At 42.2% G+C, this 17601-nt stretch carries 17 protein-coding genes; 11 read left to right on the plus strand and 6 right to left on the minus strand.

Features of this window, described 5'->3' with window-relative positions; translation table 11 throughout:
* Positions 1 to 212 precede the first annotated feature (212 nt).
* The 8 genes from AC5JMK_RS11975 to AC5JMK_RS12010 all read left to right on the plus strand — a co-directional run bounded on the left by AC5JMK_RS11975 (position 213) and on the right by AC5JMK_RS12010 (position 7690).
* A complete protein-coding gene (locus tag AC5JMK_RS11975; protein ID WP_016860909.1) occupies positions 213 to 632 on the plus strand; it encodes a phosphomannose isomerase type II C-terminal cupin domain in 420 nt (139 codons plus the stop codon).
* 236 nt (positions 633 to 868) lie between these two features.
* A complete protein-coding gene (locus AC5JMK_RS11980) occupies positions 869 to 1195 on the plus strand; it encodes a HesB/IscA family protein (protein ID WP_096674900.1) in 327 nt (108 codons plus the stop codon).
* Positions 1196 to 1322: 127 nt separating this feature from the next.
* Positions 1323 to 1697 carry a 30S ribosomal protein S12 gene (rpsL, locus tag AC5JMK_RS11985; RefSeq protein WP_016860906.1) on the plus strand — a complete coding sequence of 125 codons (375 nt, stop codon included), beginning with the start codon at positions 1323 to 1325 and terminating at the stop codon, positions 1695 to 1697.
* Between the two features lie 662 nt (positions 1698 to 2359).
* Positions 2360 to 2830 carry a 30S ribosomal protein S7 gene (rpsG, locus tag AC5JMK_RS11990; RefSeq protein ID WP_016860905.1) on the plus strand — a complete coding sequence of 157 codons (471 nt, stop codon included), beginning with the start codon at positions 2360 to 2362 and terminating at the stop codon, positions 2828 to 2830.
* Positions 2831 to 2982: 152 nt separating this feature from the next.
* On the plus strand, positions 2983 to 5061 hold the full coding sequence (gene fusA / locus AC5JMK_RS11995) for an elongation factor G (protein WP_096674901.1): 2079 nt from the start codon (positions 2983 to 2985) through the stop codon (positions 5059 to 5061).
* Between the two features lie 22 nt (positions 5062 to 5083).
* A complete protein-coding gene (tuf, locus tag AC5JMK_RS12000; protein WP_096674902.1) occupies positions 5084 to 6313 on the plus strand; it encodes an elongation factor Tu in 1230 nt (409 codons plus the stop codon).
* A gap of 190 nt (positions 6314 to 6503) precedes the next feature.
* Entirely contained in the window at positions 6504 to 6821 is a 318-nt protein-coding gene (rpsJ, locus tag AC5JMK_RS12005; protein WP_008232935.1) for a 30S ribosomal protein S10, read from the plus strand.
* Positions 6822 to 7039: 218 nt separating this feature from the next.
* The gene (locus AC5JMK_RS12010) at positions 7040 to 7690 is read left to right on the plus strand and encodes an LON peptidase substrate-binding domain-containing protein (protein WP_096674903.1); all 651 of its coding nucleotides are present in this window, start codon (positions 7040 to 7042) and stop codon (positions 7688 to 7690) included.
* Positions 7691 to 7750: 60 nt separating this feature from the next.
* On the opposite strand, the gene pheA is transcribed toward AC5JMK_RS12010, so the two are convergent.
* The gene (gene pheA, locus AC5JMK_RS12015; RefSeq protein WP_096674904.1) at positions 7751 to 8617 is read right to left on the minus strand and encodes a prephenate dehydratase; all 867 of its coding nucleotides are present in this window, start codon (positions 8615 to 8617) and stop codon (positions 7751 to 7753) included.
* Positions 8618 to 8795: 178 nt separating this feature from the next.
* On the opposite strand from pheA, the gene AC5JMK_RS12020 reads away from it, so the two are divergent.
* The gene (locus tag AC5JMK_RS12020; RefSeq protein ID WP_096674905.1) at positions 8796 to 9389 is read left to right on the plus strand and encodes a DUF1997 domain-containing protein; all 594 of its coding nucleotides are present in this window, start codon (positions 8796 to 8798) and stop codon (positions 9387 to 9389) included.
* Between the two features lie 410 nt (positions 9390 to 9799).
* Here the strand turns inward: AC5JMK_RS12020 and AC5JMK_RS12025 are convergent, their stop codons facing one another.
* Positions 9800 to 10462 (minus strand): ribonuclease HII, encoded by a 663-nt coding sequence (locus AC5JMK_RS12025; protein WP_096674906.1) that lies wholly within the window; start codon positions 10460 to 10462, stop codon positions 9800 to 9802.
* Positions 10463 to 10487: 25 nt separating this feature from the next.
* Entirely contained in the window at positions 10488 to 12524 is a 2037-nt protein-coding gene (gene rne, locus AC5JMK_RS12030) for a ribonuclease E (RefSeq protein WP_096674907.1), read from the minus strand.
* Positions 12525 to 12743: 219 nt separating this feature from the next.
* On the opposite strand from rne, the gene AC5JMK_RS12035 reads away from it, so the two are divergent.
* The gene (locus tag AC5JMK_RS12035; RefSeq protein ID WP_495910173.1) at positions 12744 to 12902 is read left to right on the plus strand and encodes a hypothetical protein; all 159 of its coding nucleotides are present in this window, start codon (positions 12744 to 12746) and stop codon (positions 12900 to 12902) included.
* Between the two features lie 186 nt (positions 12903 to 13088).
* On the opposite strand, the gene AC5JMK_RS12040 is transcribed toward AC5JMK_RS12035, so the two are convergent.
* Together AC5JMK_RS12040 and AC5JMK_RS12045 are read right to left on the minus strand one after the other, a co-directional pair.
* Complete coding sequence (locus AC5JMK_RS12040; RefSeq protein WP_096674908.1) at positions 13089 to 15776, minus strand: TIGR03960 family B12-binding radical SAM protein; 2688 nt, start codon at positions 15774 to 15776, stop codon at positions 13089 to 13091.
* 139 nt (positions 15777 to 15915) lie between these two features.
* Entirely contained in the window at positions 15916 to 16236 is a 321-nt protein-coding gene (locus AC5JMK_RS12045) for an STAS domain-containing protein (RefSeq protein ID WP_096674909.1), read from the minus strand.
* Positions 16237 to 16681: 445 nt separating this feature from the next.
* Between AC5JMK_RS12045 and AC5JMK_RS12050 the strand changes: the two genes are divergently transcribed.
* Positions 16682 to 16876, plus strand: coding sequence for a hypothetical protein (locus tag AC5JMK_RS12050; RefSeq protein ID WP_016860895.1), 195 nt, complete (start codon positions 16682 to 16684; stop codon positions 16874 to 16876).
* Positions 16877 to 17023: 147 nt separating this feature from the next.
* On the opposite strand, the gene AC5JMK_RS12055 is transcribed toward AC5JMK_RS12050, so the two are convergent.
* On the minus strand, positions 17024 to 17380 hold the full coding sequence (locus tag AC5JMK_RS12055; protein ID WP_096674910.1) for a hypothetical protein: 357 nt from the start codon (positions 17378 to 17380) through the stop codon (positions 17024 to 17026).
* Positions 17381 to 17601 lie beyond the last annotated feature (221 nt).

Here is a 17601-nt window from a genome sequence, read left to right on the forward strand (position 1 = left end):
AAGCTAACTAAAAGTTACCACTTCAATTCGTGAAGACTTGATATAGATACGTTATTGGTAGCAGTCATTGATTACACCTTAGACTGTGATTTTGCTATGTTTGGCAGGTGTGGGCTAGATTGCTGATTTATACGGTTGCAACATAGCGCCATATTTTTCCATCAATAGTTAAGAGTACTAACGGTTTTGTTATGTCTCCGAATGAGGTAACTATGGCTCAATACCAAGAAACAACACAAACTAATGCGCTGCCTTTGCCTTCGGCTATCACTGCAAGAGGTGTTGCAGCAACAGAACTGCGTCCTTGGGGTTCTTTTACAGTTTTGGAAGAAGGACGCGGCTATAAAATTAAGCGTATCGAAGTGAAACCCGGACATCGACTGAGTTTACAAATGCACCATCATCGCAGCGAACACTGGATAGTTGTTTCTGGTACAGCCAGAGTAGTTTGTGGTGAGCAAGAAGTCTTGCTGGGCAATAATCAGTCTACATATGTACCCCAATGTACAGCCCATCGTTTAGAGAATCCTGGTGTGATCCCTTTGGTATTAATCGAAGTACAAAACGGAGAATACTTAGGTGAGGATGATATTATCCGTTTCCAAGACGATTACGCTCGCGCAGAAGATTGAAGTCAAAATAGCCATGCACTAGATAGATATAAAGGATAGGGGATCGGGGACAAGGGGAACAAGGGAAGAGGGACTATCAATTCAAAATTTAAAATACCTGCACGCCCGCCGCTACGTGTCTACAAAATTAAGAACTTGTTGCCAATAGCTCGACAATCCCCAATCCCCTTTGAGCAACCACCAACCATAACCTGTAATATTTTTAAGGTAAAGCTTTCAATCCCCAGATCCATTCCATGATTCATCTGAGTCCAGCAGCAGTCAGTGAGATTAGAAGGTTAAAATCTAAGCAGCAACAACCAAATCCGTTGTTTCGATTGGCAGTTAAAGTCGGTGGTTGTTCTGGCTGGTATTATGATATGTATTTTGATGAAACTGTTAAGACAGGCGATCGCACTTTAGAATGTGAAGGTATTCAAGTAGTTATAGACCCCCAAAGCTTTAATTACGTTGATGGTCTAACCATAGATTATTCTGAGGATTTAATGGGCGGTGCTTTTCGCTTCCAAAATCCCCAAGCAAACGCTACTTGTGGCTGTGGTAATTCGTTTGCTATTGATTGATTGTTAATGGTTGGCGATTATTCCTAACAAAAAAATAATATTATATTGACTTTTGACACACAAAAAAGATATAATTAGAATTTGTTGTCAAAAGTTCAACTATAAGCAGCTTCACGCGCTGTAACTCATGCCCACCATACAGCAGCTAATACGTAACGAACGCGAAAAAGCGCGTCAAAAAACCAAGTCCCCAGCTCTAAAACAATGCCCACAACGTCGGGGTGTTTGTACTAGAGTATACACGACCACACCGAAAAAACCGAATTCGGCTCTGCGTAAAGTCGCAAGGGTAAGATTAACTTCTGGATTTGAAGTCACAGCCTACATTCCAGGGATTGGTCATAACTTGCAAGAACACTCTGTTGTAATGATTCGTGGCGGTCGGGTTAAGGACTTACCAGGCGTGAGATACCACATCATTCGTGGCACTTTAGATACAGCCGGAGTCAAAGACCGCAAACAAGGTCGTTCCAAGTATGGAACCAAACGTCCAAAAAAATAGAGATCGGCGCGATTAATCTAGTCAAAACGCGATTAATCGCGTTTTGAGACTCATTCGCTTTTAGATTTATTTGTGGAGCAGTTGGCATAGCTCATACAAATTAACCTTTGATTTTAGTAAGGTGTGTGTGCATCAACAAAAAAAAGTTTACTTTTTTTGTTTTTGCTATGATTTTTAATGCCACTGTTCAACAAAAATCAATGAATGATAGAATTTGAATTGATTCCGTGCGTTTGCACGGAAATCGATGCCATCAAAAGCAAGCGGCAGTTCCTTATAATTTTATACAGGGACAAAGCTAAGTATATCAGAATGTAAGACCTGTATGAAGATCATTACTCGCAGGCAGTCTGAAGTGCGATCGCATTGATTCTGTCAAAAAGTGTGAGTGTCTAAGAAAGTTTAAGTTAAATTACTAGAGCATCTAATGCCCTGTTTACTGTGAATATGGGAAATTTTAGAATGCTATCAGCGACAGCAGCATTTTAAATTGAGTTTGATTAGCTATTAAATTAGCTATTAAGGTATATAATTATTGTCGCCTTGTATGTCTTGTTGAGGGCATCAAGTTAAACAGGTCAGTTCCATTGCGATTTCAGCAATGAAAAACTGTCTAAACATAAATCATCTAGTTGCTAAATTCAGAAATTTAAGGTTGAAGTATGTCTCGTCGTGGTGTTACTCAAAAGCGCCCAGTTCCACCTGACTCTGTTTATAACAGTCGCCTAGTAAGCATGATGATCCGTCGGGTGATGCGTAGTGGCAAAAAATCACTTGCCGCACGGATTGTCTATGCTGCGATGAAAAATATCGAGGAAAGAACCGGAAGCGATCCATTGGAAACGTTTGAAAGAGCAGTGCGGAATGCAACGCCATTGGTAGAAGTAAAAGCTCGACGAGTAGGCGGTGCTACATATCAAGTTCCCATGGAAGTACGAGCGGAGCGTGGTACAAGTTTGGCATTGCGTTGGTTAGTACAATTTTCTAGATCTAGACCTGGCCGGACAATGGCTGGCAGACTAGCTCAAGAATTGATGGATGCTGCTAACGAAACTGGTAGTTCGATTCGTAAGCGTGAAGAAACGCACCGGATGGCAGAAGCAAATAAAGCCTTTGCACATTACCGCTACTAAACATTGTAGAAACGCGCTCAGGCGCGTCTCTACCAACGTAAAAGATATATCGTGGTAGTTACTAAATAAAAAGACGGTTTACCAGAAAAGATAGAATCTTAACAAAGTGTAATATACAAGATATCATGAGGCGAAAAGTATAGGAGGCAGCTGTGGCACGTACGAACCCGCTAGAGAGAGTACGCAATATCGGTATTGCGGCGCATATAGATGCGGGCAAGACAACAACAACAGAGAGAATTTTATTTTACTCTGGCATAATTCATAAAATTGGTGAAGTCCATGAAGGAACCGCCGTCACCGACTGGATGGACCAGGAGCGTGAGCGGGGAATTACTATTACAGCTGCTGCGATTAGCACCAGTTGGAGAGATCATCAAATTAACATTATCGACACTCCCGGACACGTAGATTTCACGATTGAAGTGGAACGTTCCATGCGGGTTTTGGATGGTGTAATTACAGTTTTATGTTCTGTTGGTGGTGTGCAACCACAAACAGAAACAGTATGGCGACAAGCGGATCGTTATAAAGTTCCACGTATCATCTTTATCAACAAGATGGATCGCACGGGCGCGAACTTTTACAAAGTTTACGAACAAGTGCGCGATCGCTTGCGGACTAATGCTATTCCTATTCAATTGCCTATTGGTAGCGAAAGTGATTTCCTGGGTCTGGTTGATCTAGTCAAGATGCGGGCGTATATCTACGGCAATGACCAAGGAACAGACATCAGAGAAGAAGATATTCCCGCAGATATGCAGGATTTGGTTCAGGAATACCGTAACAAACTGATTGAAGCGGTAGCTGAGACCGATGACGATCTGATGAACAAGTACTTTGAAGGCGAAGAACTCACCGAAGCAGAAATCCGTACTGCTCTGCGTAAAGGCACTGTTGCAGGTACGATTGTGCCAGTGCTTTGTGGTTCAGCTTTCAAGAACAAAGGTGTACAACTTCTGCTTGATGCTGTAGTAGATTACCTGCCAGCACCCCCTGACGTACCCGCAATCCAAGGTACACTGCCCAATGGCGAAACTGTAGAACGCCATGCTGACGACAATGAACCTCTGTCGGCGCTTGCGTTCAAGATTATGGCTGACCCTTATGGTCGTTTGACGTTTGTTCGTGTGTATTCTGGTGTTCTGAAGAAAGGTAGCTACGTCCTCAACGCCACCAAAAACAAGAAAGAAAGAATTTCTCGTCTAGTAGTTTTGAAGGCAGATAATCGCATTGACGTAGATGAACTTAGAGCCGGAGATCTGGGAGCCGCAGTAGGGTTAAAAGACACCTTGACTGGTGATACTCTGACCGATGAAGGCTCACCAGTAATTCTGGAATCCTTGTTTATTCCAGAGCCTGTAATCTCGGTGGCGGTAGAACCCAAAACCAAGAACGACATGGACAAACTGTCCAAAGCTCTACAATCTCTCTCCGAAGAAGATCCGACTTTCCGCGTGAACGTCGATCCAGAAACCAACCAAACGGTAATTGCTGGAATGGGAGAGTTGCACCTAGAAATTCTTGTAGACCGGATGTTACGCGAATTTAAAGTGGAAGCTAATGTTGGTGCGCCACAAGTAGCTTACCGCGAAACAATTCGCAAACAAGTCAACAGAATTGAAGGTAAATTCATCCGCCAAAGCGGTGGTAAAGGTCAGTACGGTCATGTTGTGATTGACTTAGCACCAGGAGAACCCGGAAGCGGCTTTGAATTCGTCTCCAAGATTGTTGGTGGTACTGTACCGAAAGAGTACATATCACCAGTAGAAGCAGGTATGAAAGAAACCTGCGAATCGGGTATTCTCGCTGGATATCCACTCATTGACGTTAAAGCGACGCTGATTGATGGGTCTTACCATGAAGTGGACTCCTCGGAAATGGCCTTCAAAATCGCTGGTTCAATGGCAATGAAAGAAGCTGTAATGAAAGCTTCACCTATCCTTTTAGAGCCTATGATGAAAGTTGAGGTTGAAGTTCCCGAAAACTTCCTTGGGGATGTAATGGGCGACCTCAATTCCCGTCGCGGGCAGATTGAGGGGATGGGTTCCGAGCAAGGAATCGCCAAAGTGACTGCTAAAGTCCCATTGGCAGAAATGTTTGGTTACGCCACTGACATCCGGTCGAAGACCCAAGGTCGAGGCATATTCTCGATGGAATTTAGCCACTACGATGAAGTGCCTCGCAACGTGGCTGAGGCAATCATAGCTAAAAGCAAAGGGAACGCTTAATTAAAAAAGGAAACGAGCATTCATGGCACGCGCAAAGTTTGAAAGGACTAAACCCCACGTTAATATCGGCACTATTGGCCACGTTGACCACGGTAAAACCACATTAACAGCAGCTATTACCATGACTTTGGCTGCGATCGGTAAGGCTACCGGTAAAGGTTATGATCAAATCGATAACGCACCTGAAGAAAAAGCACGGGGTATTACCATTAATACCGCTCACGTTGAGTATGAGACAGAAAACCGTCACTATGCTCACGTAGACTGTCCTGGACACGCTGACTATGTGAAGAACATGATCACTGGTGCAGCGCAAATGGATGGTGCGATCCTGGTGGTTTCTGCTGCGGATGGCCCGATGCCCCAAACCCGTGAACACATTCTACTCGCACGCCAGGTGGGTGTACCCAACCTAGTTGTCTTCTTAAATAAAGAAGACATGGTGGATGATGAAGAATTGTTGGAACTGGTAGAGTTGGAAGTTCGTGAACTACTTTCCAGCTATGATTTCCCTGGTGACGACATACCAGTGATCAAAGGTTCTGGTCTGCAAGCGCTGGAAAAAATGACAGCTAACCCCAAGACACAGAAGGGTGAAGATAAGTGGGTAGATAAAATCTACGAACTGATGGATGCTGTAGATGCTTACATTCCCACACCAGAGCGTGATATTGATAAGCCCTTCCTGATGGCTGTAGAAGACGTGTTCTCGATCACAGGTCGTGGTACGGTAGCTACCGGACGTATCGAACGGGGTAAAGTCAAGATTGGCGATAACGTAGAGCTAGTTGGTATCAAAGATACTCGTGCCACCACCGTTACCGGGATCGAGATGTTCAAGAAGAGTCTTGAAGAAGGTATGGCTGGGGATAACGCTGGTATACTATTACGCGGTGTCCAAAAAGCTGATATTGAACGAGGCATGGTAATTGCCAAACCTGGTTCTATCACTCCCCATACTCAATTTGAAGGAGAAGTGTACGTTCTCACTGAAAAAGAAGGCGGTCGTAAAACTCCTTTCTTTGCAGGTTATCGTCCTCAATTCTACGTGCGGACAACCGACGTAACCGGTACTATTAAGACCTTTACCTCCGATGACGGCAGTGACGCAGAAATGGTTATGCCCGGAGACCGGATCAAGATGACAGTAGAACTGATCAATGCGATCGCTATTGAACAAGGAATGCGCTTCGCTATCCGTGAAGGCGGTCGTACAATCGGTGCTGGTGTCGTTTCCAAAATCGTCAAATAGCATCTGTTTATCTTGATTAAACAAGGAGCAGAGGTGGTATAAATCCTCTCTGCTCTTTTATATTCCTGAAATAAAAGGGATCGGGAATCGGGGATTGGGGATTGGGAAAAAATTTGTCTTAGTTCCCAATCCCCAATCCCCAGTCTCCTCTCCCCAATTACCTAACTCATCAGAACCAGGACAACCGAAAATGGCTACTTTGCAGCAGCAAAAGATTAGAATTCGCTTACAGGCATTTGACCGTCGCTTACTAGATACATCTTGCGAGAAGATTGTAGATACTGCAAATCGTACAAACGCTACAGCGATTGGGCCAATTCCCTTACCTACAAAACGCCGGATCTACTGTGTGCTGCGATCGCCACACGTGGATAAAGATTCACGAGAACACTTTGAAACTCGCACCCACCGCCGCATTATTGATATTTACCAGCCTTCTTCTAAAACTATTGATGCTTTGATGAAACTGGATCTGCCTTCAGGCGTGGATATTGAAGTAAAACTATAAATTACTCATTAGTCATTTGTCATTAGTAAAGACAAAGGACAAATGACCTTATTTGGTGTGAATATTTACCTTGCCCTGAAAGATATATCTTCAGGGCTTTTTATTTGCTGGGAAACAGATGCTAGAATGTAGCTATAGTACGGCAAAAATCAAATATAAAAAAAATTTTAAAGAGAATCATCAGATAAAACTTATACCAAAGTTCTAACAAGGTAAAAATGACATCCTCTTCTAAAATTGCCGTTCGTGAACTACCTCTGTTCCCGTTGTCAGAAGTCGTTTTGTTCCCTACAAAGCAATTGCCCTTGCACATCTTTGAATTTCGCTACAGAATCATGATGAACACGATTCTGGAAAGCGATCGCAGGTTTGGAGTATTAATGGTTGATCCGGTAAAAGGTGCGATCGCTAATGTAGGTTGCTGTGCCGAAATTGTTCATTATCAACGTTTACCGGATGATCGGATGAAAATGTTGACTTTGGGACAGCAAAGATTTCGTGTTTTAGAGTATATACGTGAAAAACCCTATCCTGTTGGTTTAGTCGAATGGATTGAAGATCATCCACCCACAAAAGATTTACGTCCAATGGCCAAAGAGTTATCTCAGCTGCTAAAAGATGTTGTTCGCCTCTCAGCTAAGTTAACTGAACAACAGATTGAACTCCCAGAAGATTTACCTGATTTACCTTTAGAACTTTCTTATTGGGTAGCAAGCAATCTTTATGGTGTTGCTTTAGAACAGCAAGCGTTGCTAGAAATGCAAGACACTGTTGCTCGTTTAGAACGGGAAACAGAAATCTTAACTTCTACCCGTAATCATTTAGCAGCTCGCACTGTTCTCAAAGACACTTTTAATCAGAAGTTATAAATGGTTAGTGGTTAGTGGTTAGTGGTTAGTGGTTAGTAGTTAACCCCTATCCTCTATCCCCTATCCCATAGGCAAAACACCATAACTACCAAAAATTTTTATTATTTCTGTGTATGTAGTTAATTCTTGTAAGGCGGATTGCATTTGTATTTGAGATGTGTCTGCTTCCGCATCGATAAAAAATAAGTATTCCCCTAGCGATCGCTTCGTAGGACGAGACTCAATCCGGCTAAGGTTAATATTTAATTGGGCAAATATTTGTAGTGGCTTAACTAAGGCTCCTGGTAAATTAGCACCAACGCTAAAAGCTAGCGAAGTGTGACTAATTTTGAGAGAAGATTTTTGATAGTTATTGGCCATATCAGCTTGACTTATAACCCAAAAACGAGTACAGTTTTCTGGGTGATCATTGATACCATTAACTAATATAGGTAGATTATAAAGTTGTGCTGCTCGCTCAGATGAGATCGTCGCCACTGTCAAATCTTGCTTGAGTATCTGCAATGCCTCGGTTGTAGAATTAGCAGGAATTAATTGTACATTGGGGAGAAATTGCTCTAACCATTTTTGGCATTGTGCTAAAGCTTGGGGGTGAGAATAAACTGTTTTTATGCTCTCTATGCTATCAGCGCTGGAAATCAAAGTATGAACAATTGGCATTACTAAAGCCATCTGAATTTGTAAATTATCCAGTTGCCATAGGGTATCCATAGTCATTGTCACACTACCCTCAATCGAATTTTCCACAGGTACGACAGCTAGATTTACCTGAGATTGGGCAACAGATCGAAGTGTTTGGGAAATGCTAGGATAAGGACATAAGGTAGCTTGGAGTCCTTGATTGTGGCTCAACCAATTGATGTATAAAATGGCTGCTTGTTCTGCATAAGTGCCAGGTGGACCTAAATGTGCAATTGATAAAGTCATGAGATTTTGTTCAAAGTGTAAGTTTGTTTAAAAATATAAGATTTTTATCGATGCTGTATAACTGTTGTTAGTTAATATAGTTTCCAAAAAGTTTTTAGCCTTCTGACTGTCATTTTTTCTCAAAAACTCCCAAAATTAAAAAATAATAGAATTATAAAACAATTATTTTGACGAACGCATGTCTACCAAGTTTACCGCTTTCCAGTCGGTAGAAATTGCTGTTCCACAACAGCCTATTCCCATTCAGCACTATTTGCGTCAGCCTCAACGTCTGGTTTATGCATTAGTAGATCCAAATCGAATTCAGCCTTTAGCTGATGATATTTTTCGTTTAAAAATGCGTCCCCTTACTTTTATGTCACTAAGTATTCAGCCTACCGTAGATATGAAAGTCTGGGCAGAATCTAATGGTAAAATTCATTTGCGATCGCAAGGTTGTGAAATCCTTGGTATTGAGTACATTAACCAGCGCTTCAATCTGAATTTAAAAGGGCATTTATCACCATCTCAATTCAGGACTGGTACTCGTTTGCAAGGTAGAGCAGATTTAGAAGTAGAAGTAGAGTTACCACCCCCATTTTTCTTTACTCCCAAACCAATTTTAGAAACCACTGGCAATGGTTTATTGAAAAGCGTACTCTTAACAATTAAGCAAAGATTGTTACATCAATTAATAGTAGATTATCGTCGCTGGGTAACATTGCAAACTCAAAAAGAACAACTTAGTAGCGATGAGCAAAATCCAGACTTACCCATTCTCAATATTGAGTAATCATCGTTGAGATTCACAAGTGGACGCGGGTTTCACTCTTGAGTATGCAAAACTGGGCAACATGAATGCAGCAAGGGGGTTTGATTAGAGGATTAATTGTATTCCACTCTACTTACCCCCTTGCGAGGCGAAAACAAAAAATTGAGGCAGGCTTGTTCTGGTATTACTCGTTGGCCAATTGGGTTATCTGTGTTGTAGACGCGGAGCGGCTTCCGCAGGTAGCCTGCCTCAATTTTCACTCGCCAATATGCGAATGCTGCCACCTCCACTCCTAGATATTAAATGTGGGCAAAATATATAAGGTTGCCCAGTTTTGCTCTTATTTGTCCAAGGGGGATAAGGAGGACATAGGGGAATGGAATTCTCCTTCTCCCTTGTCTCTCCTTCTCCCTTGTCTTTAGAGGCGTTAATCAAATTCGACAAGGACGAAAAGACTTGCGATGTAAAGGTGAAGATCCATGTTCTTGCAGTGCTAATAAATGCTTTGGACTTCCATAACCCTTATTTTGCTCCAAGTCATACATGGGATATTTAGAGGCAAGCCTTACAATCAAGTCATCTCGCCACACTTTGGCAATAATGCTAGCAGCTGCAATCGCGAGCGATCGCTCGTCTCCCTTGACTATTGTTTGTTGCAACAGTGGCAAGTCTTTAATCGATTGCTTACCATCAATCAAGCAGAGTGTAGGCTGCACCTTTAGCTTCAATACTGCTCGCTTCATCGCTAAAAGTGTAGCCTGCAAAATATTTATTTGATCAATTTCTACAACTGAAGCAAAGCCTATTTTGTAGTCGATGGCAACAGTCTGGATATGTTGGGCTAGCTGACTCCTACGAGAATTAGACAACTTTTTACTATCTTTGATTTTTGCTGCCATCAATGCAGGCAGAGCATCATTTGGTAGTATCACAGCAGCAGCTACTACAGGCCCAAATAAACAGCCCCGCCCTACTTCATCGACGCCTGCAACTAGTCCACAGATGTCTGAAAATGCGGAAAATTCCAGCCAACTCGCTTCCTGTTTAAGTGTTGACGAATCAACAGAAGCGGTATCTGGCTTACTCATGACCATATTTTAAAGTTTTTAACTTTTAGCTTTAGCTGTCAGCTGTTGATGGATCTGTCTCCAAAGCGGAAGAACGACGGCGGCGACGACGAACAGCAGTACTATTACTGGCTTCTGTTTCATCTGTCATCGTGGATGAATCCGATGTTTCATTTACAACTGATGACAATGGTTCTGTTTGTATTGGACTTTCTATGGTTCTAGTTGCTGTTTGAGCAATTTCCGGGGTTGTTTCTGTTTGTGTAGCAGCACCTTGACCAGGGAGAGTAACGTTAATAATGACAGACTTGGGATTTCTGACTTCTCGGTTCAATTTCACTAATGGTGAAACTCCCATCAAAGCGTACACATCTTGTTCGGGTGGTGTCATTTCCACAGTCACAATCTCTGGTGGTTCTACGACTGGTTTGACTATCTCTGGTCTTGAAATTTTAGCTCGTTCTCCTCTGTCTACCCAACCTGGTTTACTAATGTTGGGTATAGGTAGATCAGAAGTCTCTACTAATTCTCCCTCTCCATCAATGTCCATATCTGGATCATTCACCAGTGATAAGGGATTACCATTGATGCGTGGCTCTTCTTTTCCGTTACCGCCATTTATTCCGATGCGACGACGGCGACGTCTTTTGTTGTCACTAATTTCTTGATAGCTAGGATGATTGGCTAGATTCAATCCACTTAGATCGTTTTCGTGTTCGTATCCTTCCCCAAATCCATCGTAGTTTTCCCGTGCTTCACTCAAGCGAGGAGATGGCAGACGGGGTTCTTTGTGAGGCAAAGATACCAAGCGTTCTGGTAATTCGGGTGGTGGTGCAATCGAACGGCTTTCGATTTCTCCAGGTAAATGCACAACATGCCCTAAACCACCACAGGTTTGACAAGATTCACTAAACAATTCGTAAATATTTTGACCTTGGCGCTTACGGGTGAGTTCTACTAGACCTAGTTCTGTTAATTGAGCAATCTGAGGACGGGCTTTGTCTGATTTGAGAGCCTTATTAAAGTGTTCAATGACATGTTGTTGATCACGTCGTGTTTCCATATCAATGAAATCAACTACAATCACACCAGCTATATTCCGTAAACGCAGCTGACGAGCAATTTCTGTGGCTGCTTCACAGTTTGTCCATAAAACTGTTTCTCTGGCTGTTGCCGATCGCGTAAATGAACCAGAGTTGACATCGATCACTGTTAATGCTTCTGTAGGCTGGATAATAATGTAGCCACCAGAAGGTAGATCTACTCTGGGTCTAAGAGCTTCTTTGATCGCAGCATTGATCCGGAAGTATTCTAAAATCGCTGCGCGATCGCGGTGGTGGTCGATCAATAATCCTTGTGGTACTTGTCCACCACTCCAGTTTTGCAAATACTGTTTTACCCGTTTTAAGCCAGTACTGGAGTCTACAACAATTCGATTGACATCCGCACCGTACATATCTCGCAGTACACGCTGGATAAAATCATCGTCCCGGTTGAGTAGTGCAGGTGCGCGGGTAGAAACTGCTTCTTGCTGAATCGCTTCCCATTGTTTTTGTAAGTTTTCTAAATCCTCAATGATTGCTTCTTCGGGTTTACCTTCTGCTTCTGTGCGAACTAACAAACCCATCCCCGCAGGTTTAATCAAAATTGCCAATGCTCGTAAGCGGTTACGCTCATTTTCATTTCTTATCCGTCGGGATAAATTTACACCCCGTCCGTAGGGCATGAGTACAACATAACGTCCTGGTAAAGTGATGTTACCTGTAAGCCTTGGCCCTTTTGTTCCTGTTGGCTCCTTCATTACTTGCACCAATACTTTTTGTTGTGGTGCTAGCAATTCTGTGATCGCTGCTGCTGTACGCTTGAGTCGTAATGGCCCTAAGTCTGTAACATGAATAAATCCGTTACGTTCTGGGTCGCCGATATTGACGAAAGCAGCATCGATTCCAGGTAATACATTTTCTACTACTCCTAAGTAGATATCACCAATTTGGTGATGACCTGTAGCAACAACTAATTCTTGTATTTGATCTTCAGAAAATACGGCAGCTATTTGATGCTGCTCCGCGATAATAATTTGTTTCGGCATTCAATTTCCTCAAAATTTGGCAGCAAAAACAGACTTGAGGGTATGTTGTCCCTTATTGCCCCTGCAAGCCCAAACAGGCGCTGCTGTTAGTAAAAACCGCGAACTTAAGCCCACACTTAAAGAGCTATTGACTGGAGAAATGCGTTTACACGCCCGATAATTCCAGAACGGCTGCATATTATTTAAGCAATTTAATCACCCGTCCATGGTTAATTTTTGATGCAACGCCTTCATTCTCTAAGAATTAGGCATTTAGCATGTGTGTTAAAAATCATAAAGTTTAGAGAAGCCGACGAAGCCTTTTATTTAGTCATTGATTCACAAGATAACCATCAAGAGAGAGTGTTCTTGAATCTGCCTGGTGGTGGTCTGGGATAAAATCCTAGATGTCGCTCTCTAAATCTCTGCTTTTAAACCCTCAGTACCAGGATTGTGAACCAAATAACTCAATGCAGCGCCAGAAAAATTCTCTTCATATCATTCTAACGCAACCTTGTCAAAAATCAATTCCCCATAGCGAAAATAGAGAAGCAACTCAATTGCAAGTTGCCCTCAAGCAATTCACTAATCCTGCAAAATCAAACGATGGCGATGGATTTGCAGTAGCTGGAGTTCTGTGCCTGCCACTTGTTCTAGCATAAACAGAACTTGTTCTGGACGCAACAGTGTACCATCTGGACGACAACTACCTATATATCGCAAACTAACTGGCGATGTTACGAGATTAGTAGTTTCCACTAATTCAATTTCAAACAAGCGATCGCGCAGATTTACTAGATGAGTTTTACCTGACTTTGTTGTTTGCTCGTACCAAATCTCACTTTTTTGTTTAATTGTATCCAGCCAATCTTGCCATTGTGAAGGTGTTGATGAATCTGGTACAGCAAGAGTGAGTATATACTCGGCAGTTTCTAAGCCTTGAGTAGCAGCAGGAGCTTTTAAATCTAGCTCTACCACATCATATATGGGTATGTCACTGGGCAGTACCTGCGCCAATTTTTCTCGAAAAACATTCAGATCCAGTGGCTGAGTAAACTCAAAATCAACAATTTCACCGCTACTAGTAGCTCCTAAAGGCAAGGCCGAAGCCACAGAAATACGTGGTGATGGATGATACCCACCAGTAAAGGCAATTGGCAATCCGGCTCGTCGCATGGCTCGGTCAAACAAGCGCATCATATCTAGATGGCTGACCAATGCCATGTCACCTTGTTTGCCAAACCATAGCCGTAATCTCTGAACTTTAGTAGTATTTGGTACAAATTGTCCCGTAAATTCTGGGATAGATGGCGGGGGAATGACAATATTATGACCGAAGTCTGTGCCGCAGACACCACAGTGGGAGCAACCATCAAAAGAGCAATCAGGAACAATCGCAGCTTCTAAGGCGCGTTTTAAGTCTTCTTGCAGCCACTTCTTATCGATACCCGTGTCGATGTGGTCCCAAGGTAGGGATTTATTGAGGGAAGGAGGGAGTGAGGGAGTGGGGGAAGACAAGGAAACAATTTCTTGTCCTCCTTGTCCCCTTTGTCCTATTATTTCCTCTGTGCCAAACAAATTCCACTCGCCATTTTCAACTTGGCGGTATTTCCAACTGAGGCCAGCTTCAGTGATCGCCACTCCCCAAGCATTGTATGCACGCTCAATGCTGTCATACCAGGAATCCATTCCTGCGCCTAATTCCCAGGCTCGACGCAAAACTTGACCGAGAGAGCGATCGCCTCTACCGATAAAATCTTCCATCGCCGACAGCCGCACATCGGTAAAGTTTACCTTCACTCCTTTGATGCGGCGGAATTCTTGTTGCAGCAACTTTTGCTTCCGTCCAAACTCAGCAGTTGCAACAGAGTGCCATTGAAATGGGGTATGGGGCTTAGGGGTAAAGTTAGAAATCGTCAAATTGAACGCTAATGGTTTTCTTCCTTTGGCTCGACATTCGCGTTGTAACCAACGAACTGTTTCTGCAATGCCCAAAACATCTGAATCGGTTTCGCCAGGCAAACCAATCATGAAATATAACTTTATTTTATCCCAGCCTTGTTCCCAAGCTGTCTTTACTCCTCGTAATAACTCTTCATTTGTCAAGCCTTTATTGACAATATCTCGCATTCGTTGGGTTCCCGCCTCTGGAGCAAAGGTTAAACCACTTTGTCGCATTCCACCCAAGATGTTAGCGATATTTTCATCAAATCTGTCTACCCTTTGGCTGGGTAGGGAAAGAGAAATATTATCATTTTTGAGACGATTTTTGATTTCCATCCCCACTGCTGGAAGGGACAAATAATCAGAACAACTCAGAGAAAGCAAAGAAAACTCATTATAGCCAGTTTCCCGCATTCCTTTCTCAATTGCCGTCACCACCTTTTCTGGTTCCACATCTCGCGCTGGCCGAGTCAGCATTCCTGGTTGACAAAAGCGACAACCGCGAGTACAACCACGTCGAATTTCAATCGTTAGACGATCATGGACTGTCTCAACGTAAGGAACCAACCCAATCGAATAGGCAGGAATGGGCGTAGCTACTCGTCGTAAAATTCGTTGGGGTACATCTCGACAATTGGGATGGACAGATCCATCCGCGGTCACATTATAAAACTGAGGAACGTATACACCCGGTATTTGTGCCAAGTCCAGCAAAAGTTCTTGACGACTTAATCGTGCTTGTTTACCTTCTTCTAAAACTAAACCAATTTCTGGCAGAAGCTCTTCACCATCGCCCAAGGCGAAAAAGTCAAAGAAATCAGCGTAGGGTTCTGGGTTAGATGTCGCCGTTTGTCCACCAGCAAAAATTAAAGGATAAAAATCTTGTCCCCCTTGTCGTCCCTCTTGTCCACTTGTCTGTTCATTTCTTTCTTTCCAAGTCAAGGGAATACCAGCCAAGTCCAACATTTCTAAAATGTTGGTGGCGCCAAGTTCATAGCTGAGGCTAAAGCCCAAAATATCAAATTCTGTAAGCGATCGCTTTGATTCAACAGCAAATAACGGTGTCTTGGTTGCCCGTAGTTTAGCTGATAGATCTGGATTTGGTAAGTAGGCGCGATCGCACAACTGGCGTGGTTGGGCATTCAAGATGTTATAGAGAATGACATGCCCCAAGTTAGAGGCTCCCACTTCGTATACTTCAGGATAAGTTAATACCCAGCGAATCACTGCCGTTTCCCACGGCTTGTGTATGGCTAGACGTTCATTACCCAGGTAACGAGCTGGTTTGGCGATATCCGAGGTGATTAATTTTTCTACTGCAATAGCCACTGTGCTATTTTTCTAGCGATTTCAAAAAAATGACTCTTACTCACCTCCAACATTAGCATTGATTAGGCAGTTTCAGAGTGTTAATTAGTGTTTCAAACTTTTTTGATGCCAATCAACTCAAAGCTGAGTGACAACTCACCTAAAATGCTACTTTACTTTCAGCTATTTCAAAAACTTTATCCAGTTGGGTCAGTTCAAAAACAATTCTAATGGATGGCGAAACCGAGCAAAGGCTAAATTGCCTTCCTAAGTCTTGAGCAAACTTGAGTGCAGACACTAATGCCATTAAGCCAGCACTATCTAATGCTTCTACTTGTTCCAAATCTACTAGCAATTGACTACTTGTGTTTTGTGCCAGTGCTTTGGTTAAATCTTGTTGAAATTTTAGAGCATTAGCAGCATTTAAACTACCCTGAGGACGAATCACTGTAATTGTTGGATTTTTAAGCAGCGCTTGCATAGGGAGCATCCTAAATGTATGTAAAGTTTTTCAATAATTAAAGATAGATGTATTTGACCATATACTCTTTCTGCTTACATCGACCATGCGTATTACTTCTCTTAGCCGAATCTTTATTGCTTTGCCATATCTATTTAAAGATTGTCATAAACCCAGAAAAATGTATTTAAGTATACTTTTGTTACAATAAAGATTAAATATATTGCTTGCCATACCAACTAGTTTTTAGTTAGTTATTACTAAAGTTGGTGAATGCAAGTAGTAAGGCAATGATCTAGCTCCTGACTTCAGTTCAAGCATGTAATAGATACAGGAGGCGATCGCGAATCAAATCATTCATAAGTTGTGATTCAGATCACTGCCAACATAAGTGTTAGATCACATTTTATACAAATTTGCGACTAGGATAATAACTATATAAAGAAAATTAGTTGGTTAATTACGTATGAAAACCAGATATATCATTCGTCAACTAGTAGAAAAAGCCCTTCTGATTAAAAAATTAACTCCTGAAATAGAAAATGAAATTAACTCAGAACTGACGCAAATGGGTTACATATCTGACATTGATTATGAAGCCTTGGAATTATTAATGGCAGAAATGGACGCTGGTCGAATTCAATTAGTTCCCAACATCTAAATTAATAGATGGTTAAAAAGTTATTTATGATACCAAATAAGTCCTAATTATAACGGTTAATCAAGCTGAAAAATTTTATCACACCAATTTTATATTTTGCCTCACTACGAACCTCGCATTACCTAGCAAGTTTGGTGTGGCAGACTACTAGGGTGTAGATTCTTTCTTATGGGCTTGCCAAACTTCATGAATAAACTGGTGAAGTAGCTGCTTGCTAGGGAAGTCTATTTCGGGTTTTGGTTCTTTTGCTAAGACCTGACTCAAGATGGAAATTACTTCTGTATCTAAAGCTGGTCGAAATAAATCCAATGGCCAAAGTAAATCGGAAGTCTCTCGTAAATCATTTATGAGTGGAGGTTCCGAAGAATTAACCAATAATAGCAAAGGACGTACCCAGCACAAATTACGGGAAATTACAACTTGAATAACTTCTGCATATAGCTTGCTGTCATCATGCTCTAAAGATACTATTTGCCCTGGTTGAAAATTCAGTGTAATTTCCATATTCATATACTTCAACAGTGGCATTGATTTTACTGCTACTGTTTCGATTTTAACTAATTCGCGCCCTCGTCCCCCACGCTCATTCGGTACTCCGAATCAGTGGTGGGATTGCTTTGGCCAGCAACAACGATTGTATCTTTGATTAAATCTTTCCGCAGGAAAGACATTAACTATTTCGCCTTATATCCCGGCGCTATAACGGTACTCCGTTTAGCGCCGGG

The sequence above is a fragment of the Pelatocladus sp. genome (assembly GCF_059505505.1).

Bases quoted from the DNA above. Each gene is read 5' to 3' on its own strand.
- AC5JMK_RS11975 (WP_016860909.1), top strand. From the start codon at position 213: ATGGCTCAATACCAAGAAACAACACAAACTAATGCGCTGCCTTTGCCT.
- AC5JMK_RS11980 (WP_096674900.1), top strand. From the start codon at position 869: ATGATTCATCTGAGTCCAGCAGCAGTCAGTGAGATTAGAAGGTTAAAA.
- rpsL (WP_016860906.1), top strand. From the start codon at position 1,323: ATGCCCACCATACAGCAGCTAATACGTAACGAACGCGAAAAAGCGCGT.
- rpsG (WP_016860905.1), top strand. From the start codon at position 2,360: ATGTCTCGTCGTGGTGTTACTCAAAAGCGCCCAGTTCCACCTGACTCT.
- tuf (WP_096674902.1), top strand. From the start codon at position 5,084: ATGGCACGCGCAAAGTTTGAAAGGACTAAACCCCACGTTAATATCGGC.
- rpsJ (WP_008232935.1), top strand. From the start codon at position 6,504: ATGGCTACTTTGCAGCAGCAAAAGATTAGAATTCGCTTACAGGCATTT.
- AC5JMK_RS12010 (WP_096674903.1), top strand. From the start codon at position 7,040: ATGACATCCTCTTCTAAAATTGCCGTTCGTGAACTACCTCTGTTCCCG.
- pheA (WP_096674904.1), bottom strand. From the start codon at position 8,617: ATGACTTTATCAATTGCACATTTAGGTCCACCTGGCACTTATGCAGAA.
- AC5JMK_RS12020 (WP_096674905.1), top strand. From the start codon at position 8,796: ATGTCTACCAAGTTTACCGCTTTCCAGTCGGTAGAAATTGCTGTTCCA.
- AC5JMK_RS12025 (WP_096674906.1), bottom strand. From the start codon at position 10,462: ATGGTCATGAGTAAGCCAGATACCGCTTCTGTTGATTCGTCAACACTT.
- rne (WP_096674907.1), bottom strand. From the start codon at position 12,524: ATGCCGAAACAAATTATTATCGCGGAGCAGCATCAAATAGCTGCCGTA.
- AC5JMK_RS12035 (WP_495910173.1), top strand. From the start codon at position 12,744: ATGCAACGCCTTCATTCTCTAAGAATTAGGCATTTAGCATGTGTGTTA.
- AC5JMK_RS12045 (WP_096674909.1), bottom strand. From the start codon at position 16,236: ATGCAAGCGCTGCTTAAAAATCCAACAATTACAGTGATTCGTCCTCAG.
- AC5JMK_RS12050 (WP_016860895.1), top strand. From the start codon at position 16,682: ATGAAAACCAGATATATCATTCGTCAACTAGTAGAAAAAGCCCTTCTG.
- AC5JMK_RS12055 (WP_096674910.1), bottom strand. From the start codon at position 17,380: ATGGAAATTACACTGAATTTTCAACCAGGGCAAATAGTATCTTTAGAG.